Origin of the sequence: Bradyrhizobium sp. SZCCHNS3052 (genome assembly GCF_032484495.1) — a bacterium.
Lineage (GTDB): Bacteria > Pseudomonadota > Alphaproteobacteria > Rhizobiales > Xanthobacteraceae > Bradyrhizobium.
Window position 1 is genome coordinate 246,092 of record NZ_JAUETB010000001.1, and the last position, 23,587, is coordinate 269,678.

The window sequence follows — 23,587 nt, forward strand, 5'->3', positions numbered from 1 at the left end:
GGTCAGTTCAATGAAAAAGGCCGCCGATCACTCGGCGGCCTTTTGATTGATCAGAGCCGTGAAGATCAGGCGGCCGTCGAGGCCTTCTGCTGCGCCTCGATCGCCTCGTCGTGACGGATCTCGGAGAGGCGCTTCTGCACCTCCGACGAGAACACGTACTGCGCCGGGCGCTGCTTGGAGAGATCGATCTCCGGCGCCATCGGACCCTCGGTCTTGATGCCACGCAGCGACACGAACATCGCCTTGATCGGGTTGGTCAGCGCCGCATTGGCGGCGGTGGCCTCGTAGCCGCAATGCGCCATGCAGTCGGCACACTTCTCGTACTTGCCGGTGCCGTAGGAGTCCCAGTCGGTGGTCTCCATCAGCTCCTTGAAGGTCTTGGTGTAGCCTTCGCCGAGCAGATAGCAGGGCTTCTGCCAGCCGAAGATGTTGCGCGCAGGCATGCCCCAGGGGGTGCACTCGAACTCCTGGTTGCCGGCCAGGAAGTCGAGGAACAGACCGGAATGCATGAAATTCCACTTCTTGCCCTTGCCGAGCTTGAAGACGTCGCGGAACAGCTGCTTGGTCTTGGTGCGGTTGAGGAAGTGCTCCTGGTCCGGCGCGCGCTCGTAGGCGTAGCCGGGCGACATGGTGACGCCGACGCCGAGCTCGGTGGTGAAGTCCAGGAACTTGGCGATCTCCTCGGCGGGGTGGCCGTCGAACACCGTGGCGTTGACGTTCACCGTGAACCCGCGCGCCTTGGCGGCCTTGATCGCGGAGACGGCGCGGTCGAACACGCCCTTCTGCGACACCGCCTTGTCGTGATGCTCGCGCAGGCCGTCGAGGTGCACCGAGAAGAACAAATACGGCGACGGCTCGAACAGGTCGAGCTTCTTCTCCAGCAGCAGCGCGTTGGTGCAGAGCGAGACGAACTTCTTGCGGGCGACCAGGCCGCGCACGATCTCGCCGATCTCCTTGTGGATCAGCGGCTCGCCGCCGGGGATGGCGACCATCGGCGCGCCGCACTCGTCGGCCGCGTCCCAGCACTCCTGCGCGCTCATGCGGCGGTTGAGGATCGCGTCGGGATAGTCGATCTTGCCGCAGCCGGCGCACGCCAGGTTGCAGCGGAACAGCGGCTCCAGCATCAGCACGAGCGGATAGCGTTTCCGGCCGAGAAGCTTCTGCTTCATCAGATAGGCCCCGATACGCAGTTCCTTATGGAAGGGGATTGCCATTACGTCTCTTCTTTCTGGACCAAACGAGGACCGATCAGCCCGCGACCAATTCGGCCGGCAGGCGGAATTCGATGTTTTCTTCCCGCCCCGGGACCACCGCGACCTCGACCGGTCCGATGCGCCGCAGGGCTTCGATGACGTCGTCGACGAGAACTTCGGGAGCCGAGGCGCCGGCGGTGATGCCGACGGCTTTGGCATCCTTCAGCCAAACCGGATCGAGCTCGCTGCCATCAGCGATCAGATAGCTTGCGACCCCGGCCTCGGTGCCGATCTCGCGCAGTCTGTTCGAGTTGGAGCTGTTGGCGGCGCCCACCACCAGGATGACGTCCACCAGCTTGCTTAAGTCCCTTACCGCAGATTGCCGGTTCTGTGTCGCATAGCAGATATCCCGGATATCGGGACCTTGAAGGTCTGTAAAGCGGGCTTGGAGGGCTAAAATGATGTCTCTTGTGTCGTCCACGCTGAGCGTAGTCTGGGTAATATAGGCCAGCGGGGTATCGACCGGCAGGGGCAGGGTGGCCACATCGGCCACGTTCTGCACCAGGTGGACCGGGCCGGGAACCTGGCCCATGGTTCCCTCGACTTCCGGGTGGCCGGCATGGCCGATAAGTACCAGGGTACGGCCTTTGGACATGTAGCGCTTGCCCTGGTTGTGGACCTTGGTCACCAGCGGGCAGGTGGCATTGAGCACCGGCAGCCCGCGGGCGGCCGCTTCCTCCTCCACCGTCCGGGCGACGCCGTGGGCGCTGAACACGGTGACGGCGCGCGGGGGGACCTCGGAGAGGTCCTCGACGAAGATGGCGCCCTTGGCCTTCAGGCTCTCGACCACGTGCTTGTTGTGGACGATCTCATGACGCACATAGACCGGCGGGCCATACTTCTCCAGCGCGCGCTCCACGATCTCGATCGCACGCACGACTCCAGCACAAAAACCGCGCGGCTGCGCGAGATACACCTGCATTGGACGTCCAGCCACGTTGCCTCACTTTCGACCTGGCACCTCCGTGCGTGCGACAGGGTTGCAATAATCGCACCAGCGAATGCCCAATGGCCCGCCACACGGATGGAAACGCAGGACTTTGTGTCAAAAATCGAGCGAAGAAGAAAGCCGGTCTGCAAGTGGCTCGCATGTGACACGTCGCACACAGCCCGCAATAGGTCGCCGGTAATTTAGTAATTATAAATTAGATCAATCAATTGAGTTGGTTATGCTCTCACTCGTTCGTCACTTTACCGCCGAGAACAGCCGCTATATCAGCCGCCCCGACGGTTCCGTGCATCGTTCGACCTGATCCGCCGTCGACGGACCATCCTCGTCTTCAAGGTTGGGCCAGGCCGGGTCGGGGCGCCGCTCAGGATGTGTGCGTCCGGGGCTCGCCCTGATCGGGGAACTCCGCCATGAAGCGGACGTTTCCGCCCAGCTCTCTAAACATTAGAAAGTCACGAAGTGCTGACCACGTTTGTCGTCTCGATCGTCAAGGCCTGCACCCGGTTTGCCTGGCCGACATTGATTGCGGCCCTGCTGCTCTCCGTAGGTGCGGGCTTCTATACGGCGCGTCATTTCTCGATCAATACCGACATCAACAAGCTGATTTCGCCTGATCTCGACTGGCGCAAGCGCGACCAGCAATATGAGCAGGCCTTCGATCGCGATCGGATGATCCTGGCGGTGGTCGAAGCGGCGACGCCCGAGATGACAGGTGTGGCGGCCGATGCGCTCGCCAAGAAGCTCAAGGGCGACACCGCGAACTTCTCATCGGTCGAGTTGCTCGGCGGCGGCGAGTTCTTCGCCAGGAACGGCCTGCTGTTCCTGCCGACCGAGGAGGTCAAGCAGCTCACGGACCAGTTCGCGGCGGCAGCGCCGCTCGTCGAGATCATGGCCGGGGACCCCTCGATCCGCGGCCTGACCGGTGCGCTGGAGACCGGCCTTGCCGGCGTCAAGCGCGGCCAGGTCAAGCTCGACAATGCCGCACGGCCGTTCGACTACATCTCCCAGACGGTGGAGACCGTGCTCGACAAGGGTGATGCGACCTTTTCCTGGCGCCAGCTGATCTCCGACAAGCCGCTCGAAGACAGCGACAAGCGCGCCTTCATCCAGTTCAAGCCGATCCTCGACTACCAGGCCCTGGAGCCCGGCAAGGCCGCCACCGATGCGATCCGGCAGGCCGCGGCCGAGCTCGATTTCCCCAACCGCTTTCACGCGCGCGTGCGGCTGACCGGTCCGGTGCCGATCGCCAACGAGGAATACGCCACCGTGCAGGAGGGCGCCGTCGTCAACGGCATCGGCACCGTGGTCGTCGTGCTGATCATCCTGTGGCTGGCGCTGCATTCGGCCAAGATCATCTCGGCCGTGTTCATCAACCTGTTCATCGGCCTCGCCCTCACCACGGCCGTCGGCCTGATGATGGTCGGCTCGCTCAATCTGCTGTCGGTTGCGTTCGCCGTGCTGTTCATCGGCCTGGGCGTCGATTTCGGCATCCAGTTCAGCGTGCGCTACCGCTCCGAGCGGTTCAAGAACGACAATCTGCCGGAGGCGCTGGCGGAAGCCGCGCGCCGCTCCGCGGTGCCGCTGTCGCTCGCGGCGATGGCGACGGCTGCCGGCTTCCTGTGCTTCCTGCCGACCGACTACAAGGGCATCTCCGAGCTCGGCGCCATCGCCGGCGCCGGCATGATCATCGCGTTCCTGTCGTCGATCACGGTGCTGCCGGCGCTGCTGAGGATTCTCAATCCGCCCGGCGAGAAGGAGCCGGTCGGCTATGCCTTCCTGGCGCCGGTCGATCATTTCCTCGAGAAGCACCGCGTGCCGATCATCGTCGGCACGCTCGGCCTGGTCGTCGCCGGCCTGCCGCTGCTCTACTACATGAAGTTCGACTTCAACCCGATGAACCTGCGCAATCCGCGCGCCGAGTCGATCGCGACCTATCTCGACCTGCGAAAGGATCCGAACACGGGCGCCAACGCGATCGACGTGCTGACGCGCTCCGAGACCGAGGCCAAGGCGATCGAGGCCAAGCTCGGGAAACTCCCCGAAGTGGCGCGCGTGATGTCGCTCGACAGCTTCGTTCCCGAGGACCAGCCGGCCAAGCTGAAGCTGATCGCGCAGGGCGCGAAGGTGCTGGGGCCTGCGCTCAATCCGGATCAGGTCGATGCGGCGCCGAGCGACAAGGAGAATGTCGACGCCCTGAACTCGACCGTCGACAATCTCCGGCGCACCGCGGGCGAGAGCAATGGGCCGGGCGCGGTCGCGTCGCGGCGGCTCGCAGATGCGCTTGCCAGGCTCGCGGGCGCGAGCGAGGCGGTTCGCAACAAGGCACAGGCGGTGTTCGTCGAGCCGTGGAAGATCACGCTGACGCAGCTCAGCGCCACCCTGCAGGCGCAGCCGGTCAGCCTCGCGAACCTGCCGCCGGAACTGGTGTCGCAGTGGAAGAGCAAGGACGGACTGATTCGGGTCGAGGCCCAGCCCAAGGGCGATCCGAACGACAACGACAATCTCAGGCGATTCGCCAACGCCGTCCTGACGGCCGAGCCCAACGCGATCGGCGGGCCGGTCTCGATCCTGAAGTCTGGTGACACGATCGTAAAGGCATTCATCCACGCCGGCATCTACTCGCTGGTCGTGATCAGCCTGCTGCTGTGGGTGACCTTGAAGCGCTTCACCGACGTGCTGATGACGATCGTGCCGCTGCTGGTCGCAGGCGCCGTGACGTTGGAGATCTGCGTGCTGATCAAGCTGCCGCTGAACTTCGCCAACATCGTCGCTCTGCCGCTTCTGCTTGGCATTGGCGTCGCGTTCAAGATCTACTACGTGGTGGCGTGGCGCGGCGGCCGCACCAATTTGCTCCAGACCAGCCTGACCCGGGCGATCTTCTTCAGCGCGCTGACGACGGCGACCGCATTCGGCAGCCTGTGGCTGTCGAGCCATCCCGGCACGTCCAGCATGGGCAAGCTGCTGGCGCTGTCGCTGGTCACCACGCTCGCCGCCGTGCTGCTGTTCCAGCCGGCCCTGATGGGCAAGCCTCGCGAGGTCAAGGAGCAAGAGGGCTCTTGATCACCGAATAGAAAAAGCGGCCGATCTCTCGGCCGCTTTTTTGTTCGGGTGACGGACGCCAACTAGCGGGCGCGCGCAATATCGGGCAGCAGGCAGATATCGCCGACCTGGTCCGCGGGCTTGTGTCCCGGCTTGGCCGATGCGGTTGCGCCACTGCCGACGCCGGTCGTGGTCTTGGCCGCCGGGGCAGGGGCCGGCGCGATTGGTTTCTGTGTACCTTTGGCCATGCTGTTTACGGGGCTCGACGGGATCGGCGGAGCAACCCGCGTCCAGGTCTCGCCGCCGCACAGGAAGCCGAGCACGCAGCCCTTGATCTCCAGGTGATCGGGGTCGACCGGCGTGATGGTGGAGCTGTAGAGCTGCCCATCCTTGGCGTTGTAGACTTGGCCTTCCCACGCGTCTGCGCCGGGCTTCTTCTTCATGTCGATCAGGATCGGCATGCCGAGCGTCGGCCGGCTCTGGCGGGCCGGATCGGGGTTGTTGCTGTCGCGTCCGCCCGGGGTCTTCTCCCAGGCCACGACGCCCCACATGCTGCCATTACATTGTGCGACTCGGATGTTAGCGACGCCGTCGGCGACCCGCCAGTCGCCGGTGGGGTCGGCCGCGAGCGCGGAAGAAATTCCTGCTGCGAACACGACTGCGGAGTATGCTAGTGTCGTCGACATGAGATATCTAAGGCGATGCAACATTGGCAGAAACCCGTGCTTGCTTTGATGGTGCGAATGAGGGCAAAACGCCGCATTGCGCGTTTTCAGTTGACGTCACGTCCATCAACCGAAGTATGTAGCCGATGCTAAAACCCAATCTAGACGTTTCCGAGATGTTTGTGGAGCGCCAAGCGCAGCGCAGCACGATGCACTCTCGGCATCTGAACGAGCAGCTTGTCCGCGTTCTAAAGACGATTGGATATGATGTTGGGTTCCAGAAGGGACAAGGGCAATATCTCTACGATCGTGATGGCGCCCGTTATCTTGACCTGCTCAGCGGTTTTGGCGTCTTTGCAATCGGCCGCAATCATCCGACGCTGCGCGCCGCGCTGAAAAGCGTCCTCGACACCGATCTGCCGAATCTCGTTCAGCTCGACGTCTCGACCTTGGCGGGCGTTCTTGCCGAGCGGCTGCTGGAATATGTCCCGTATCTGGACAAGGTGTTCTTCGCCAATTCCGGCGCCGAGACGGTGGAAGCCGCGATCAAATTCGCGCGTGGCGCGACCGGCCGGCCCGGCATCGTCTATTGCGGGCACTCCTATCACGGTCTCACCTACGGCGCGCTGTCGCTGACCGATGATTCGAACTTCCGCAACGGCTTCGAGCCGCTGCTGCCGGGCTGCACGGCGATCCCCTTCAACGATCTCGCCGCGCTCGAGCAGGCGCTGTCGTCGCGCGAGATCGCAGCGTTCATCGTCGAGCCGATCCAGGGCAAGGGCGTCAACATGCCCTCCGACGAGTTCCTGCCCGGCGCCGCGGCGCTCTGCAAGAAATACGGCACCATCTTCATCGCCGACGAGATCCAGACCGGCATGGGCCGCACCGGCCGGTTCCTTGCGGTGGAACATTGGAACGTCGAACCCGACATGGTGCTGCTGTCGAAGGCGCTGTCCGGCGGCCATGTCCCGGTCGGCGCGCTGCTGACGCGCAAGCAGATCTTCGACAAGATCTTCAACCGCATGGACCGCGCCGTGGTGCACGGCTCGACCTTCGCCAAGAACGACCTCGCGATGGCCGCCGGCATTGCCACGCTCGAGGTGATGAAGGCCGAGAAGCTGGTGGAGGCCGCCGCCAAGCGCGGCGCCGAGCTGCGGCTGGCGCTGACGCGGATGGTGCCGGGCTACGAGCTGCTCAAGGAAGTGCGCGGCAAGGGACTGATGATCGGCGTCGAGTTCGGTCCGCCGAAATCGCTGCGCCTCAAGGCGTCGTGGACCATGCTGGAGAGCGCCAACAAGGGCCTGTTCTGCCAGCTCATCACGGTGCCGCTGTTCAAGGATCACAAGATCCTGACCCAGGTCGCCGGCCACGGCTTGCATACGATCAAGCTGCTGCCGCCGCTGACCATCACCGAAGAGGACTGCGCCTGGATCGAGCGCGCCTTCGACGACGTCATTGCGCAGAGCCACAAGGTCCCCGGCGCGATCTGGTCGCTCGGCAAGACCCTGGTCGACAACGCGATCCGCAAGTCGGCGTGATGTTCGCATCGGGTGGGCAAAGGCGCGTGGCGCCGTGCCCACCGTTTCAGTTCGTCTCCGGACAGACCGTGGGCACGCTTCGCTCGCAATGACTGAAGCGCAAGAGCGCGTCACCCCTCCTTGTTCGCACCCATCGCGCGCTCGAACCGCTCGCCGAACTCGTTGAGTTCGTCGGCGCCGATATCGCTGACCGCCCAATAGCTCAGGCCGCGGTCGCGCCAAGAGCGGATGTTGAAGCCCTGGATCGTGTCCATCCGTGCGGCGCGGCGCTCGGTGGACGAGGTCTGCGCCACGAACAGATTGATCACGTGCTGGCGGCGGCGATAGACCACCGCGCCGATCGCGCGTGCGTCGACGTAATCGAGCCGCCCGCCGATGAGGGTGAAGCCCTGCGCGGTCAGATCGATCACCGGCGGCGCGACGTCGAGCTTGCCGTTGAACCAGGGCTTGACGGTGTGCTGGTCGGTCGAGATGACGTCGGTGAGGTGGCCGGCCTGTAGCGAGCGCAGATGCGCCGAGACGATCTCGGCCTCGATCCGCTGCTGGTCGTCATTGCGCAGCACGATGGCGACGAGGCCGGTGGCGGCCAGCGCCGACACCGCCGAGCCCAGGGCGAAGCCTCGCAGCAGCGTGCGGCGGCTCGGCGGCACTGCAGCGAGCGGGATGATGGAGGCCGCATCGGCCGGCGGCAGGGCGGCTTCGATGCGCTGGCGCAAGGCTGGGGACGCCCTGTAGCCGAGGTCGGTGCCGGCGAGCATCTGCTTCATCTGCCTGACCGCGGCAAGCTCCGCGGCGCAGCGCGGGCAGGTCGCAACATGGGCTTCGACCTCACGAGCGTGGCCGGCATCGAGCTCGCCATCGGCCAGCGCGTGGATCAGGATCTCGGCTTCATCGCAGGTCATGGCTTAAGGCTCCTCCTGCGCGAGCCAGGCGGCGCGCAGCATCGCGCGGGCGCGGGCAAGACGCGACATCACGGTGCCGACCGGCACGCCGGCGGCCTCCGCGATCTCGCGATAGGACAGATTGTTGACCTCGCGCATGACGAACGTCTCGCGAAACGGCTCGGCCAGCGTGTCGATCAGCCGGCGGATCGCCGAGGCATCACGTTCCCGCAACACGGCGCCTTCCGGCGTCTCGGCGCTCTCCTGCCACAGCGGGGGCTGCTCGGCCGCTTCCGGCGCGTCATCGAGCGCCTTGACCGGCGCGCCGGCCCGGCGCGCGAATTCGGCGTGGCAGACATTGCGCAGGATCGCGAACAGCCACGGTTTCATCGCCGGGCCGCGATAGGTGTCGAAATGCTTCAGCGCGCGCAGGTAGCATTCCTGCACCGCGTCCTCGGCGTCGGCGGCGTTGCGCAGCAGATAGCGCGCCAGCGTGTAGGCATCGTCGAGATAGGGCAGCGCCGCCTCGCGGAAGCGTCGCGCCTTCTCGGGATCGTCACTGGCTGTCGTCACCGGCGAGGTCTCCGGCCCGGTTCGCGGTCGCACGGCGCGGCCGGCGGTACGCCGCCGACCGGCCCATCCGACGATGCTCATGCCCTGGTTCGCGATGCTACTCAACCTTGACCAGCCCCGTCATGTGCGGATGCAGCGAACAGAAATATTTGTAGTCGCCGGCGGCTGCGAACGTGAAGGAGAAGCTGTCGTCGGTGTCGAGCGTTTTCGATCGGTATTTCCCGGCCGACACCACCGTGTGCGGAATGTCGTCGTGGTTGGTCCAGGTGACGGTGTCGCCGACCTTCACCGTCACTTCGGTCGGGGTGAAGGTGAAATTGTCGATCGTGACCTTGATGGTCTCGGCGCGCAGCGGCGTGGCGCAAACAAGCAGTACGGCGGCCAAGCCGGCACCGCGAAGAACAGGCTGGATCATCGCGTTTTCGTCCCTCAGCCCGCAAGCGGCGTGTCGATGATCGCGAGCCGCTCGTCACCGACCTTGAAGTCGATGCTGGCGATGCCGAGCAGGCTGCGCAGCCTGGCGTCCTCGACCTTCATCGGGCCGGGCGAGGGCGCCGTGCCCGGCGCCGGCTGCGGAAAGGCGGTCGAGCGCGCGGTATGGAAGGTGACGTTGCCTTCGACCTTCTGCATCACCTGATGGATATGGCCGTTCAGCACCGTCACCGAGCCGAAGCCCTTCAGGCTGTCGAGCGCGCGCCCGCCATCCTCGGTCCCCCAGCCCCATTGCGGATACACCGTCCACAGCGGGATGTGCGCGAACACGACGATCGGCGTCGATTTCGAGCGGCCCTTGAGATCCTGCTCGAGCCAGGCAAGCTGCTCGGCGCCGAGATTGCCGAGCCCGCCGGCCTTGAGATCGACCACGTTGACGAGCCCGACGAAGTGCACGCCATTGGCATCGAACGAATACCAGCCGGAACCGCGCGTGCCCTTGCCGTAGCGCTCCTTGTAGAGCTTGACGTCCTCGTCGAGGAAGTCGTGCTCGCCCGGCACGTAGTGCACGTCGAGCCTGGACTGCGAGATGATGCGGTCGGCATCGTCGAACTCGGCTGCCTTCGACAGATGCGAGATGTCGCCGGTATGGATCATGAAGGCGGGCTTCACCGGCATCGCCTTGATGCGGTTGACGGCCTCCTCGAGCGTGCCGGTCGCGTTGGGATTGGCTGGCTTGTCGAAGCCGACATGGCTGTCGCTGATCTGCAGGAAGGTCAGGCCGGGCGCGGGCTGCTCGGCCGCCCGCGCCGCGTCGACCAGGCCGAGCGAACGTGGCACGCCGCCCGACAGCGTCCAGAGCACGCCCGTGCCCGCCCATGTCATGCACTCCAGCACCTTGCGGCGGCTGACGCCGTTCTCGTCATGATCACCAAGGCTCATCGTCATCTCCCGTTGCCCGTCATCGGGCTTGCGGGTGAGAAGAGCGGTCGCGGCCCGGTTTTATTCCCGGCTTCTCGCGATCGAAACGCGATGACGTGTTCGTGATCATGGCGGCAATGGCCGACGGCTCACCCGGTCACGCAGGATGTCGGCGCAGGGCCGCGCGAATGACATGAGCGGCGCGCGCCGCCGAGGAGCGGCTGATGGACTGGATGCGACGTCGATGCATGAGCGCGTAACCCCGACCCTGCAACGAACCGAGACGTCGCGCGATCGGATCGTGCCGCTCGACCGCGCCAGGACCTTCATCACGCTCTCGGTCGTGCTCTATCACTCCGCCATCAACTACACCGATTTCGGCCAGGGCGGCGACCGCATGCACTGGCTCGGATTCGATCTCGTCGCGCTGTTCAACGACAGCTACTTCATGTCGTGCATGTTCTTCATCTCCGGCCTGTTCGTGCCGGTAAGCCTGGCGGGCAGGGGCGCGTCGGACTATGTCAGGCGCCGTGCGCTGCGGCTCGGTGTGCCCTATATCATGTCGATCTTCGTGATCATGCCGATCGCCTACTACCGCTACTACGTGGCGGAGGATCAGTTCAGCGCGGTGTGGTGGCGGATGATCAGCGAGGGGCCGTGGCCGTCCGGCTCGGCCTGGTTTCTCGGCGTGCTGCTGGGGTTTGATATGCTGGCTGCGTTCGTCTGGGTCCTGGCACCGCAGGCGATCGGCGCACTCGGGCGCTGGGCCGGGACGTTGCTGCACTATCCGCTCACTGGCTTCCTGATCTTCCTCGTGACCGCCAACCTGGTCTATCTGCCGCCGCATCTCGGCTTCGGTGACGGATTCTGGTTCATGCCCGGACATTTTCCGCTGCCGCTGCAGGCGAGCCGGGTGCTGCTCTATCCGGCCTTCTTCGCCGGCGGCGTCGCGATCGGCGCAGCCGGGCTGCGGACGGGGCCGTTCGCAGCCGACGGCGCGCTGGTGCGGCGCTGGTGGATCTGGTTCGGTCTTTCCTACGGCTGCTATGGCGCGATCCTGTTGCTGGCCTACGCGCATCACAACTGGATCGCCGATTTCGATTCCCCGCCACGGTGGTGGCGCGCGGCCTATGGCGCGGCGGTGGCGAGCTTCTGCGCCGCGATGGCGTTCGGCGTACCGACCTTCTTCCTGCGCTGGGCGAAGGCGCCGCTGGCGCTGATGGATCGCCTGCAGCCGTCGGCCTACGGCATCTACCTGCTGCACTTCCTGCCGCTGCTGTGGCTGCAATATCTGGTCTACGACCCGGCGTGGCCGGCGGGAGTGAAGTTCGCGATCGTGCTGATCGGCACGCTGTCGGTGAGCTGGCTCGCCGCAGCACTGTTGCGCCGGGTTCCGCTGGTGGCGCGGATCATTTGAAGCTGAACCTCTCTGACGTCAAAAGCCACCGTTCATTGATGGTGTCATTGCGAGCGAAGCCGACGAAGCAATCCAGAGTCGGGACGGGGCTCTGGATCGCTTCGCTTCGCCGCTTCGTTCGCAATGACGGCAGCGGTGGTTGTTGGACGTGAGCGCCTAGCGCCCATCCTCCAAGATCATCGACGCCGCCTTCTCTGCGATCATCGCCGTCGGCGTGTTGGTGTTGCCTGACGTGATGGTCGGCATGATCGAGGCATCGGCGACGCGCAGCCGTTCGATGCCGCGAAAGCGCAGCCGCTCGTCGACCACGGCCATCGGATCATCAGCGGAGCCCATCTTCGCCGTGCCGACCGGATGAAAGATCGTCGTGCCGATGTCACCGGCGGCCTTGGCCAGCGCCGCGTCGTCATCGCCGACGGATGGGCCGGGCAGATATTCCTCCGGCCTGTAGGCGGCGAGCGCATTCTGCTTCATCAGCCGGCGGGTGACGCGGATGGCGTCGGCCGCCACCTGGCGGTCGTCCTCGGTTGCCAGGTAGTTCGGCGCGATCGATGGCGCCTCGTCTATCCCCGCCGACCTGATCCGGACCGTGCCGCGCGAGGTCGGACGCAGGTTGCAGGCGCTGACCGTGATCGCGGGAAAGCGATGCAGGGGATCGCCGAACTTGTCGAGCGACAGCGGCTGCACGTGGAACTGGATGTTGGCGCGGTCGCGCGTCGCATCCGAGCGCGTGAAGATGCCGAGCTGCGACGGCGCCATGGTCAGCGGCCCGCGGCGCCGGAACGCGTAGTCGAGCCCCATCAGGCCGCGCCGCGCCAGCGAGTAGTACGTCTCGTTCAGCGTCTTCACGCCCGTGACCTTGTAGATCGCGCGCTGCTGCAGATGGTCCTGCAGGTTGCGTCCCACGCCCGGTCTGTCGAGGACGACATCGATGCCGAGCTCGCCGAGCCAGTCGGCAGGGCCGATGCCCGAGCGCTGCAGCACCTGCACCGAGCCGATCGAGCCGGCGCTGAGGATGACCTCGCCCCTGCTGCGCGCCTCGATGGTCTCGCCGTTCTGCCGGTAGCGCACGCCGACGGCGCGGCCGTTCTCGACGATCAGGCGGTCGACGAGGACGTTGGTTTCGAGCCGCAGGTTCGGCCGGTTCAGCGCCGGCTTGAGGAAGCCCCGCGCGGAAGACCAGCGCCGGCCGCGCTTCTGGTTGACGTGGAAATAGCTGATGCCTTCATTGTCGCCGGTATTGAAGTCGGGGATGCGGCGGAGGCCCATCTGCTCGGCGGCGTCGCCGACCGCGTCCAGCACCGCCCAGGACAGCCGGGGCGCCTCGATGCGCCAGCCGCCGCCGGTGCCGTGATGCTCGCTTTCGCCGAGGAAATGATCCTCCAGCCGTTTGAACACCGGCAGCACGTCGGAATAGGACCAGCCGGAGAGGCCGAGCTGGCGCCAATGGTCGTAGTCGGCGGCCTGGCCGCGCATCGAGATCATGGCGTTGATCGCCGAGCAGCCGCCGATCACCTTGCCGCGGGGGTAGGCCAGCGAGCGGCCGTTCAGCCCCGGCTCGGCCTCGGTGCGAAACATCCAGTCCGAGCGCGGATTGCCGATCGCGAAGAGGTAGCCGACCGGAATATGGAACCAGATCCAATTGTCATTGCCGCCGGCCTCGAGAATCAGGACGCGGCGCTTCGGATCGGCCGACAGCCGGTTGGCGAGGATGCAGCCGGCGGTGCCGGCGCCCACCACGATATAATCGTAATCCCCCTCGAGCTGTCTCGGCATCGGCATTCCCTTCCCATCGTTGCCAGCTTTTAGTCAGCCCGGACGGGGCCGGACAAGCGCCACGTTCATGGCTGGTTGACCGAGCCATGAGGCGGGCGCAGCCCTTATCTTGGGCGGTGCGGCTTTTGCATGCTAAACAGGCGCAAAGTCCCACCGGAGTTACGAGATTCCCCATGCCCATCGTCAACCGCGTCGCCGATCTGCAGCCCGATATCCAGGCCTGGAGGCGGGATATCCATTCGCATCCGGAGCTGCTCTACGACGTGCACCGGACGGCGGCCTTCGTCACCGAGCGGCTGCGCGAGTTCGGCTGCGATGAGGTCGTGACGGGCCTCGGCAAGACCGGCGTGGTCGGCGTCATCAAGGGCCGCAAGCCCGGCCACGGCGAGGTGAAGGTGCTCGGACTGCGCGCCGACATGGACGCGCTGCCGATCGAGGAGGCGACCGGGCTGCCCTATGCCTCGAAGACCCCGGGCATGATGCATGCCTGCGGCCACGACGGTCACACCGCGATGCTGCTCGGCGCCGCGCGCTATCTCGCCGAGACCCGCAACTTCGCCGGCGAGGTCGCGGTGATCTTCCAGCCCGCCGAGGAGGGCGGTGGCGGTGCGGACGCGATGATCAAGGACGGGCTGATCGACCGTTTCAAGATCGACCAGGTTTACGGAATGCACAACGGGCCCGGCCTGCCGGTCGGCGCGTTTGCCATTCGCCAGGGCCCGCTGATGGCATCGACCGATGCGGTCGACATCGCGATCGAGGGCCATGGCGGTCATGCCGCCAAGCCGCACAATTGCATCGACTCCCTGCTGGTCGGCGCCCAGCTTGTCACCGCGCTGCAGCAGATCGTGTCGCGCAGCGTCGACCCGCTGGAGGCCGCGGTGTTGTCGATCTGCGAGTTCCACGCCGGCAATGCCCGTAATGTGATTCCGCAGAGCGCGGTGCTGCGCGGCACCGTGCGGACGCTGACGCCGAAGGTACGTGAGCTGATGGAGAAGCGCGTGCGCGAGGTCGTGACCGGCGTCGCCCAGATGACCGGCGCCAAGATCGACCTGAACTATGCACGCGGCTATCCTGTCGTCATCAATCACGCCGAGCAGACCGAGATCGCGATCCGCGCCGCCAGGGAGGTCGCGGGCGACGCCAATGTGCACGAGATGCCGCCGATGATGGGCGGCGAGGACTTCGCCTACATGCTCGAGGCGCGCCCCGGCGCCTTCATCTTCGTAGGCAATGGCGACAGCGCCGGCCTGCATCACCCCGCCTACAACTTCAATGACGAGGCGATCGTCTACGGCACCTCGTTCTTCATCAAGGTGGTGGAGAATACGCTGGCGGCGTGAGGCTCGCGGCCGCGTGCAGCGGCACCGCCGCGATCAGGCACGAAAGTGGACTGGCAGGGCCCGTGCGATGAGCGCGGGCCTTTTGCTTTCCATATGCACGTCGAGCTTCATGAGCTACGCGAGAATGTGCGCTGCCGCGGAATGAGGTGCGACAATATGCCTGGCGGGTGACATCCGAGAGCGCAAGACGTCATCACGCGTGGTCACTGCCGGCCTGAGACGACCGCAGTGCGTCGCTCATTCGAGCAATCAACAGGTGTATCTGACAAACTACTCTATTGTTAAAGAACTAGCTTCATGTTAGTTTTTTTCTGGCTTCGACGACTGGCGAATTGGGACAGCCTGAGCGAAGTGCTTAGCACAGCTACATTGCTTCAGGTTCTGTGAGTTCAGGGCGCGAGATCACAGAGCTTGTACCGGGACGTTGCTATTTCCTTTCTGAACGATGGCGGTTCTCAACCGACTGGGAGTATAGGAATGGCTGATCGCGATCCGGCGGAAATGCGCAAGAAGGTCGATCTGGCGCTGAAATCCGTAGTCGACTCAGAGATCGCACGCGCGTCTCTGAAGATCGACATCATGGCAGAAGGCGTTCCATTCTCGCGTGGAGCGATCTTCAGCAAGACCAATCCATTCTCGCGCGGCATCGTCTTCAGCCGCCTTGCGGCGATGGAGCGTCCGGACGAGATGGAACGTGAAATCGCCAACGATCCCGCGGTGTTGGGGGCTCTTGCGGAGCGTCTCACGCAGGTACGGGCGGTGAAGGACCTCAAGGGTCAATTTAGCGTGCCGCAGGCGGGGGGCGCGCCGAAATCGGTCAGGTGAATGGATCGATCGTTCGGCTAAGACGGAGCGAAGCGGGCCTGCGATGTCGGATCTTTCCGACGTGACGTGTCGTGGGCCCGCCCGCGACTCGCTGGTGCGGATGACGGGCAATGGTCGCCGTCATCAGCGTGACCTTTCCTGATAGCTGCTCTTGATTCCGGCATCGGTTGCGGTCCTGTCTGACGGCGGGACAGCTTGCGGCCGGCTTCGTTGGCGTATTTCCGGAGGCATGCTCGATCATGAGTGACGCGTGGACCTGGCGACCGTCGAAATCTGCCTGGCATGAAAAATTCAACGACAGGATCCTGAGATGGCAGCCGGAGGATCGCCTCGGCCTCGACTGCGAGCCGCTCAAGGCGTCGCTCATCGAAGCCAACGCGCGTGAAGCGGACTGGCTTCGTCATCCCTGCATGAACTCCATCACCTATGAGGGGCATGACAAGAGCCCGCAGCGTGATCTGCAGGTGGCGATCTGGACGGCGGCGAATGCGCCGACCCCATCCACGTCGCTGACGACGCCGGAGCCGTTGACCTTGTGGTCGCCGGTCGGAGGCTACCGGATCGAGGCCGGCGCCTATGACCTGAACGAGCTGGTTGGGCTGCTCCCGATGAAGGAATGGCCGTACGACATATCGGTCGACGTGGGGTGCCACTCCCTCGGATTCCCGATTCCCGACACCTGGGCCGAGCACACCGATCTCTCGTTCGACGAGCAGGCCCGGATGACGCGCGAGGTGACGAACGCGCTCGAGATCCTCGTGACCGCCGCGAAGAAGTTTCCTGAGTGCGTGAATTGGGTGTCCGATGTGACGCGGGTCCTGATCCCCCTGCGCAGCAGCGAGCGATCCTATTTCCGCAGCGGGTCGCAAGCCGATGTGCCCGGGATGGTTTACGCCGACCTGTTCGGCGGCCTGATGCAGGTGATGGAGGCCATCGTCCACGAATCCGCGCATCTGCATCTGTTCATGGCGGAGGCGTCGGGACCCCTGGTGGATCCGCAGCACCAGGGGCGCTACGCATCGCCGTTGCGGCCGGAGCCGCGGCCCTTGCGCGGGATCCTGCTGGCCTTTCACGCCATCGCCTACATCTGCGCCTTCTATCGTGAGGCCGAGAAGCAAGGGTTCGGCGGATCAGCCGAGTATCAGGCCGAGCTTGCCAATATGCTGACCAAGCTCAAGGAGGCGCAGGTCGTACTGGACGGTGCCCGGCCGTTCCTGACCGAGGACGGCCGCATCTTCGTCGATCGCACCGCCGAGATTGCGTACCAATGAACGACGGTCCCCATCTTCACTTCGTGTTCAAGGTCGCGTCGCGCTGCAATCTGAACTGCTCCTATTGCTACGTCTACAACAAGGGCGACAGCACGTGGAGAGAGCGGCCCGCGATCATGGATGATGAGGTCGTCGAGATCGCGATCGACCGCATCCGCCGCCATTGCCAGGCAACAGGTCAGAGCTATCTGACGATCACCTTTCATGGCGGCGAGCCGTGCCTGGTCAAGCAGGAGCGGTTCAGCTCATGGTGCCGGAAGATCAAGGAGGGGCTGGCGGGCGTCGCGCGGGTGCAGCTCTGCATGCAGACCAACGGCACGCTGCTCGACGACGGCTGGGCCGAGATCATCAAGAGGTTCGACATCGATCTCGGGATCAGCATCGACGGAACCCCCGAGGTGCATGATGCCCTGCGCGTCGATCATGCCGGGCGTGGCTCCTATCGCGATGTCGAGCAGGGCCTTGCCGTGCTGCGCCGCGCCGGGATTCCGCTGCGCTTCCTGTCGGTGATCCAGCTCGGGGCGAGCGGTGCCGCGGTGCATCGCCATCTGACGAGCCTGGGCCCGGCCTCCATCGACTATCTGCTGCCGGATTTCACCCACGACACCATCGCGGCGGTTCGCGACCGGTATGGACCGACACCCTGTGCCGATTTCCTGATCCCGATCTTCGAGGATTGGTGGCGGGACGGCACGCTGGATCTCCGGATCAAGATCTTCTGGAACATCGCTTGGCTGGTCCAGGGCGGGGAGAGCCGCATCGACATGCTCGGCAACCAGCCGCTGACCTTCCTGTTCGTCAACACCGATGGCGAGATCGAAGGGCTGGATGTGCTGCGGGTCTGCTACGACGGCGCCGCGCGCACCGGCCTGAATGTGCGGACGTCCGACTTCATGGACGTCCGGCACGCCGGCGAATTCCATCGTGCGGCGGTGTTCGAGGGCATGCCGCTGCCCGACGGCTGTCGCGCGTGCCGCGAGCGCGACACGTGTGCCGGCGGCTATCTTCCGCATCGCTATGCATCGCGGACGGGCTTCAACAATCCGACGGTGTGGTGCGCCGATCTCCTGAAACTGTTCGATCACGTCCGCGAGCGGCTGGGAACGTCGGTGGAGGAAACCAAGCTGCGCCGGGCTCATCTCCTCGACACCGCCCTGCGGCGGGCGGTGGGGCTGCAGCAGGAATCTCCGGCCATCGGCTGAGGTCGGACCTCGATCGCCGACTTATGCGCGCTGTCGCGCGGGCCTGCTGCAAGGCGGCGTGGTCGAGAGTGGAACGTGGAAGGAGTGCGCACGATGACGATCACCCTGATGCCTGACGTTCTGCGCTGGAATGACTACGAGGCGGTGTGTGACGGCGTGCTTGCGACCTATGGCGACCGGCTCGCGCAGAAGCTGGGCGAAGCCCTCGGCGAGATCGGCCGCGACGACCCTGCGGGCGGGGACGAACTGCGCAGCCTGATGGATCGCGTGGCGGACGACGGCTTCATGCGGGTTCTCGATGCCCCCGAGACCTCGTTCCGTCTGCTGTCGGCGCCGGGCCGGTACGCCGAGGACAAGGGACGATTTCTGCGCGATTCATTCGTGGCTGAGGCCTTGCGCCAGGGACTCGAGATCACCGCCGATCGGGAGCTGTGGACCGCGCTCGGCGATCGCGGCTATCGGCGTGACGGCGCCTGCATCTGGCCGCAGATCGAGGGCATGCCCGTGACCGATTACGGCAGCCCGCATGCGGTCAAGGTGGATCTGTCCGGCCAGGACCGGCCGGTCCCGCCGCAGCGCCCGCCGTTCTCCGAGGACGAAATCGACCGGCTGCACGATCTGCTGCACCGGTCCCTGGATGCGCTCGAACGGACCGAAGCGGGGCTTCCCCGCTTCGTCGCGCGCTTCAACATCGCGCTCATCCTGCAGAAGGATCCGGAGAGCCCGGGCAGCTTCTCGTCAGGATCGAACGGCTACTACATCGGCCGCACCTTCCTCGCCAACCCGCATCTTCCCGAGATCGACGAATCCCACATCGCCGATGCGCTCGTCCATGAGGGCATCCACGCGCTGCTCTACATGCAGGAGCAGGAACAGCCCTGGTTCCTCGATTCGACGGCGAAGGGCTCGCTGCCGCGCATCACCTCGCCCTGGAGCGGCAGCCGGCTGCCGTTTCCGTCCTTTCTACAGGCCTGTTTCGTCTGGTACGGCCTGCTGCACTTCTGGAGCCTGGCGATGCAGTCCGGCGCGTTCGAGCAGGGCGTCGCGATGAAGCGCATCCAGCTCTGCCTGCGCGGCTTCTGCAAGCAGCCGTTGCTCGACAGCATCGCGGAGTTTTCGTCGGTGGTCGACGCCGACGTGCAGAAGACGATCGAGGAGATGCAGAACGTCGTGGTCGGCGCCTTTGCCGATGTCCGCCGTGCGGGCTGATGCGACGACGTCAGCGGCGGTTGAGTGTGGAGGCTGCGGATGGCGAATGGAACGGCACTGCATCGGGATCGTCTGGCGCGTCCGGTCCCGAAGAGCTTTCGATGGGGAACTCAGCGGTCGGTGCCGCCGTCGCAGACGGTCGAGCGGGTGCGTCCGTTCCTGGGAGAAATGGGAATCACGCGCATTGCTGACGTCACGGGTCTCGACCGCGTCGGCATTCCCGTCACCATGGTCTGCCGGCCGAACTCGCGCTCGGTCTCGGTGTCGCAGGGCAAGGGGCTGACCCTGGATGCTGCGAAGGCGTCGGGCGTGATGGAATCGATCGAGCTGTTTCACGCCGAGACGATCACATTGCCGCTGAAGCTTGCGACCTATGCCGAGCTGATCAGCGACCATGAGGTGGTCGACGTGGCGGACTTGCCGCTGATCGCCGGCGGGCGTTTCCATCCCGATCTGCAGATGCTGTGGATCGAAGGGCGCGATCTCATGGCCGATGCCGACGTCTGGGTGCCGTTCGAGATGGTGAACCTGTCGACCTCGCGGCCGGAGATGCCGGCCGGCAGCTTCATCTCGTCGTCGAACGGGCTGGCGTCCGGCAACCAGCTGATCGAGGCGGTCCTGCACGGCATCTGCGAGGTCGTGGAGCGCGATGCGACCACGCTCTGGCACCTCCGCAGTCCGGACGAGCAGCAGAGCCGGCGCGTCGCGCTCGAGACGGTTCAGGACGAAGGCAACCGGCGGCTCCTGGAGATGTGCGAGCGCGCGGGCCTCGAGGTCGTGGCGTGGGACATCAGCTCCGATGTCGGGCTCGCCGCCTGCCAGTGCCTGATCTTCGATCGTGACGAGGAGCTGGGGCGGGATCTCTACGCGGCGTTGGGCATGGGCGCGCATCTGTCGCCAGAGATCGCCTTCCTGCGGGCGCTGACGGAAGCCGCGCAGAGCCGGCTGACGCTGATCGCGGGCGCGCGCGACGACGTGTTCCGCGAGGAATATGACGAGAAGGCGTTGGCCGCACAGTTTCTCGGCGAGCAGCGGGCGCTGCTGCGGAACAGCCCGCCGACGCGAAGCCTGCGCGAAACTCCGTCGCTGGCAGCGGAGACGTTCAACGATGATCTCGCCGTGGTTCTCGAACGGCTGCAATCCGCCGGTGTCCGGCAGGTGATCGCGGTCGATCTCACCAAGAGCAGGTTCGAGATCCCCGTGGTGAGGATCATCATTCCGGGGCTCGAAACCTTCGACAAGAATCCTGACTACAGCCCGGGGCGCAGAGCGCGGGCCTTCGCCGGCGATCAGATCTCGCGGCATCAGCCATCGGGGCATCCGCTATGACGTGCATCGTATTCACCGGGCCGACGCTGCATCCGCGCGACGCGGCGCTCGAATTGGAGGCCGAGTATCTCCCGCCGGTGCAGCAGGGCGACGTCTATCGTGCTGCGCTGGCGAAGCCTGCGGCGATCGGAATCATCGACGGCTATTTCGAGCAGGTGCCCTCGGTGTGGCACAAGGAGATCCTGTGGGCGATGGCCAACGGCATCCACGTGTTCGGCAGCGCCAGCATGGGCGCGCTGCGCGCGGCCGAGCTGCACGCGTTCGGCATGGAAGGCGTCGGCAAGGTGTTCGCGGCGTATCGCGACGGCGTGTTCGAGGCCGACGACGAGGTCGCCCTGATTCACGGACCGGCTGAGCTCGGCTTTCCCGCGCTGTCCGAGCCGCTGGTCAACATCCGCTTCACCCTGCAGAAGGCGGTCGACCATGGCGTGATCTCGGAGGCGTCCCGCCTGGTCCTGGAGGCGCTCGGCAAGGCAAGCTTCTATCCCGAGCGCAGCTACCCGGCGCTGCTGCAGGGCGCGCGGTCCGACGGCAGCCTGGCCGCGCAGGAGATCGACGCGCTGGAGGCGTGGCTGCCGGATCACCGCGTCGACCAGAAGCGCGAGGATGCGCTGGAGATGCTGCAGACGATGCGGCGCCGGTTTGCCGGAGACACGGTGCCCAAGGCGGTCGATTACGCCTTCGAGCACACCCAGCTATGGGACGGCCTGATGCAGGACGCGCAGCGTTCGGCGGCCGCAGCGCGCGAGACGGTGATGCCGGACGGAACGCCGCACCTGCTGGACGAGCTGCGCCTGCTGGCCGTGCGCGGCAGCGACCTGTCCGACAAGGCGATCGCGCGATTTCTCGCGGCATCGGAGGCGAAGCGCCGCGGCATCAGGGTCGACGCCCAGGCGCTGAGCGCGGAGATCATCCGGTTTCGGCAGAGCAGGGATTTGATGGACCCGGCCGAGCTCGAGGCATGGATCGCGCGCAACGGCCTGACCCGGTCGGAATTTCTGGAGCTGATGCTGGACGAGGCGCGCATCCGATCGTTCAGGAAGGGGCTCAACGGCTCGGCCCTGAATGCGCTGGCCGACTGGGCGCGGATCGACGGCCATTTCGAGGATCTGCTGGCGCGCGCACGCGACAAATGCGAGGTGCTGAAGCAGACGGAGCTCGACGGCCGCGGCAGTCCGGCGGACTATGGCCTCGGCGAGGGCGAGCTGATGGCGAGATACCTGCCCGCGATGCAGGCCGGCGCACCCGACCGGGACGAGACGGACGTGGCGGTGTCGCTCGGCTTTCCCGACCGAGCAGCGCTGATCCAGGCCTTGCTGCGTGAGCACGTCTACACGTCGCGCAAATCCTGAGGCCCCGTTGTCGCGTGGGGGCGGCCCGGTCGAGGCCATGCCGGCCCGTCACGCCGCATGTGCGCGCTTGATCGCGGCCGCGGCAATCTTCAGGTCCTCGACGAAGCGCTCATACTCCCGCGCCTTGGCGTCGGCATCCGGCAGCCGCAGCAGGTAGGACGGGTGCACCGTCACCATCGCCTTGGAGCCGTCGGGCAGGTCGGCGACATGACCGCGGTTCTTGGTGACCTGCGTGATCTTGCCAAACACCGCTTGCGCGGCGGTCGCGCCCATCGCCACCACCAGCGCCGGACGCACGGCGGCGAGCTCGCGCTCGTACCATTGCCGACAGGCCTTGATCTCCGGCGTGTTCGGCTTCTGGTGCAGCCGGATCTTGCCGCGCGGCACGAACTTGAAGTGCTTCACCGCATTGGTGACGTAGACCTTGGACCGGTCGATGCCGGCCTCTTCAAGCGCGCGGTCCAGCATCTGGCCGGCCGGGCCGACGAAGGGATGGCCGGCGAGGTCCTCCTTGTCGCCGGGCTGCTCGCCGACCAGCATCAGCGGCGCATGCGCGGGGCCTTCGCCGAACACGGTCTGCGTGGCGTCCTTCCACAGCGGGCAGGCGCGGCAGGAAGCGGCTTCTTCGCGCAAGGTCTCAAGATCGGTGGCCTCGACATCACGTGAGGTCTCAGCAGCGGGCGCGTGGGCTTTCGGCTTGCGGCTCATCGCGGTCTCCTCGACGCGTTTCTGCGGCTTGTGGGGTTCAGTGCCGGCTTCGGCGATCATCGATGACGTGCGCCTGGAGGCGGCCGCGATCAGCGGCTGGATCAGCTTGGCCTCGGGCAGGTTCTGCCAATATTTCTTCGGCATCTCCTTTTCCATCGCCTTCACTTTCAGCCGTGCCGGATTGAAAATGCTGGCATAGTAACGCAGCCAGACCTCTTCGAGCCGGTCCTCCGACGGCGCTTCAGCCTTGCTCACACCGGGCGTGAAGCTGACGCGGCTGCCGTCCCAATGCGCACAGAGTTCGGGCGTCAGGATCGACCACGGCATGTCGGCGAAGCGGCGGGCGAAAAATGGCGCGGCGCGCTCGACGATGTGGTGCTCGGGCTCGAACCAGGCGACGTAGCGCGCCTCGCGCTCGCGGCCGACCTCGCGGAAGCGGACGAAGGCATGCATCTTGTGGACGTCGCGGCGCACCGCCCGCGCCAGCGCGTTGGCCTGGGCGACATCAGGATCGGTCGCGATCTCCATGAGATCGTGGTTGGTCCGCAGACGCCACAGCAGCCGGTAGAGCAGGGCGAAGCGGTTGGGATCATTGTGCAGAATCGCGCTCTCGGCGAGCTCCATGAAGCTCGCCGGCACTGAGAACGCGCCCTTTGGCACCTCGGGAAGCTGCGTGTCGGCCTGATCGTCGAACAGGTCGGGCGCTGCGCCCTTGACGCGCCAGCTGACGTCGGCCGGCTTGACGTCGTTCATCGCCAGCGCCCGCGCCGCCTGACGCCAGCCGTCGAAATCAGTGTCGCTGTCGAGGGTTACGACGTGCATTTCACCTCTCTCGTCATTGCGAGCGAATCCGCCGCGTCATTCCGGGGTTCGATGCTTCGTATCGCCCCGGAATGACGGCTGT

General features: G+C 65.5%; 19 protein-coding genes. 10 read left to right on the top strand and 9 right to left on the bottom strand.

Annotated features, from left to right (window positions below; genetic code table 11):
* Positions 1-65: 65 nt before the first annotated feature.
* Positions 66-1,214, bottom strand: coding sequence for an adenosyl-hopene transferase HpnH (gene hpnH, locus QX073_RS01080; RefSeq protein WP_315714889.1), 1,149 nt, complete (start codon positions 1,212-1,214; stop codon positions 66-68).
* A 34-nt stretch (positions 1,215-1,248) separates the two neighbouring features.
* On the bottom strand, positions 1,249-2,175 hold the full coding sequence (gene ispH, locus QX073_RS01085; RefSeq protein WP_315714888.1) for a 4-hydroxy-3-methylbut-2-enyl diphosphate reductase: 927 nt from the start codon (positions 2,173-2,175) through the stop codon (positions 1,249-1,251).
* A gap of 486 nt (positions 2,176-2,661) precedes the next feature.
* On the opposite strand from ispH, the gene QX073_RS01090 reads away from it, so the two are divergent.
* Positions 2,662-5,262, top strand: coding sequence for an MMPL family transporter (locus QX073_RS01090; RefSeq protein ID WP_316185209.1), 2,601 nt, complete (start codon positions 2,662-2,664; stop codon positions 5,260-5,262).
* Positions 5,263-5,324: 62 nt separating this feature from the next.
* Here the strand turns inward: QX073_RS01090 and QX073_RS01095 are convergent, their stop codons facing one another.
* A complete protein-coding gene (locus QX073_RS01095) occupies positions 5,325-5,951 on the bottom strand; it encodes a DUF2147 domain-containing protein (protein WP_409977889.1) in 627 nt (208 codons plus the stop codon).
* Positions 5,952-6,052: 101 nt separating this feature from the next.
* On the opposite strand from QX073_RS01095, the gene hpnO reads away from it, so the two are divergent.
* On the top strand, positions 6,053-7,444 hold the full coding sequence (gene hpnO, locus QX073_RS01100) for an aminobacteriohopanetriol synthase HpnO (RefSeq protein ID WP_315714885.1): 1,392 nt from the start codon (positions 6,053-6,055) through the stop codon (positions 7,442-7,444).
* Positions 7,445-7,554: 110 nt separating this feature from the next.
* Here the strand turns inward: hpnO and QX073_RS01105 are convergent, their stop codons facing one another.
* The 4 genes from QX073_RS01105 to QX073_RS01120 all read right to left on the bottom strand — a co-directional run bounded on the left by QX073_RS01105 (position 7,555) and on the right by QX073_RS01120 (position 10,272).
* Positions 7,555-8,346 carry an anti-sigma factor gene (locus tag QX073_RS01105; protein ID WP_316170555.1) on the bottom strand — a complete coding sequence of 264 codons (792 nt, stop codon included), beginning with the start codon at positions 8,344-8,346 and terminating at the stop codon, positions 7,555-7,557.
* A gap of 3 nt (positions 8,347-8,349) precedes the next feature.
* Entirely contained in the window at positions 8,350-8,898 is a 549-nt protein-coding gene (locus QX073_RS01110; RefSeq protein ID WP_315749251.1) for a sigma-70 family RNA polymerase sigma factor, read from the bottom strand.
* Between the two features lie 97 nt (positions 8,899-8,995).
* Entirely contained in the window at positions 8,996-9,313 is a 318-nt protein-coding gene (locus QX073_RS01115) for a cupredoxin family copper-binding protein (RefSeq protein ID WP_315714883.1), read from the bottom strand.
* Positions 9,314-9,327: 14 nt separating this feature from the next.
* Positions 9,328-10,272, bottom strand: a complete 945-nt coding sequence (locus QX073_RS01120) for a metallophosphoesterase family protein (RefSeq protein WP_316185213.1) — start codon at positions 10,270-10,272, stop codon at positions 9,328-9,330.
* 223 nt (positions 10,273-10,495) lie between these two features.
* Here QX073_RS01120 and QX073_RS01125 point away from each other — a divergent pair, with 223 nt between their 5' ends.
* Complete coding sequence (locus QX073_RS01125; RefSeq protein WP_316225197.1) at positions 10,496-11,668, top strand: acyltransferase; 1,173 nt, start codon at positions 10,496-10,498, stop codon at positions 11,666-11,668.
* A gap of 156 nt (positions 11,669-11,824) precedes the next feature.
* Here the strand turns inward: QX073_RS01125 and QX073_RS01130 are convergent, their stop codons facing one another.
* Positions 11,825-13,444, bottom strand: a complete 1,620-nt coding sequence (locus tag QX073_RS01130; protein WP_316170550.1) for a GMC family oxidoreductase — start codon at positions 13,442-13,444, stop codon at positions 11,825-11,827.
* Between the two features lie 173 nt (positions 13,445-13,617).
* Here QX073_RS01130 and QX073_RS01135 point away from each other — a divergent pair, with 173 nt between their 5' ends.
* From QX073_RS01135 to QX073_RS01165, 7 genes are all read left to right on the top strand, one after another.
* Positions 13,618-14,787, top strand: a complete 1,170-nt coding sequence (locus tag QX073_RS01135; protein ID WP_316170549.1) for a M20 aminoacylase family protein — start codon at positions 13,618-13,620, stop codon at positions 14,785-14,787.
* A gap of 477 nt (positions 14,788-15,264) precedes the next feature.
* The gene (locus QX073_RS01140; protein ID WP_315714878.1) at positions 15,265-15,612 is read left to right on the top strand and encodes a hypothetical protein; all 348 of its coding nucleotides are present in this window, start codon (positions 15,265-15,267) and stop codon (positions 15,610-15,612) included.
* A gap of 239 nt (positions 15,613-15,851) precedes the next feature.
* On the top strand, positions 15,852-16,883 hold the full coding sequence (locus QX073_RS01145; RefSeq protein ID WP_316170548.1) for an aKG-HExxH-type peptide beta-hydroxylase: 1,032 nt from the start codon (positions 15,852-15,854) through the stop codon (positions 16,881-16,883).
* Positions 16,880-18,085, top strand: coding sequence for a radical SAM protein (locus QX073_RS01150; RefSeq protein WP_316170547.1), 1,206 nt, complete (start codon positions 16,880-16,882; stop codon positions 18,083-18,085). Before QX073_RS01145 ends, QX073_RS01150 begins: the two co-directional genes overlap by 4 nt.
* Before the next feature lie 93 nt (positions 18,086-18,178).
* Positions 18,179-19,294, top strand: a complete 1,116-nt coding sequence (locus QX073_RS01155; RefSeq protein ID WP_316191764.1) for an aKG-HExxH-type peptide beta-hydroxylase — start codon at positions 18,179-18,181, stop codon at positions 19,292-19,294.
* A 39-nt stretch (positions 19,295-19,333) separates the two neighbouring features.
* Positions 19,334-20,623, top strand: coding sequence for a YcaO-like family protein (locus QX073_RS01160; protein ID WP_315714874.1), 1,290 nt, complete (start codon positions 19,334-19,336; stop codon positions 20,621-20,623).
* Complete coding sequence (locus tag QX073_RS01165) at positions 20,620-21,975, top strand: TfuA-like protein (RefSeq protein ID WP_316170545.1); 1,356 nt, start codon at positions 20,620-20,622, stop codon at positions 21,973-21,975. The genes QX073_RS01160 and QX073_RS01165 overlap by 4 nt, the downstream gene beginning before the upstream one ends.
* A 48-nt stretch (positions 21,976-22,023) precedes the next feature.
* Here the strand turns inward: QX073_RS01165 and QX073_RS01170 are convergent, their stop codons facing one another.
* Positions 22,024-23,505, bottom strand: a complete 1,482-nt coding sequence (locus QX073_RS01170) for a UdgX family uracil-DNA binding protein (protein ID WP_316225200.1) — start codon at positions 23,503-23,505, stop codon at positions 22,024-22,026.
* Positions 23,506-23,587: the final 82 nt, after the last annotated feature.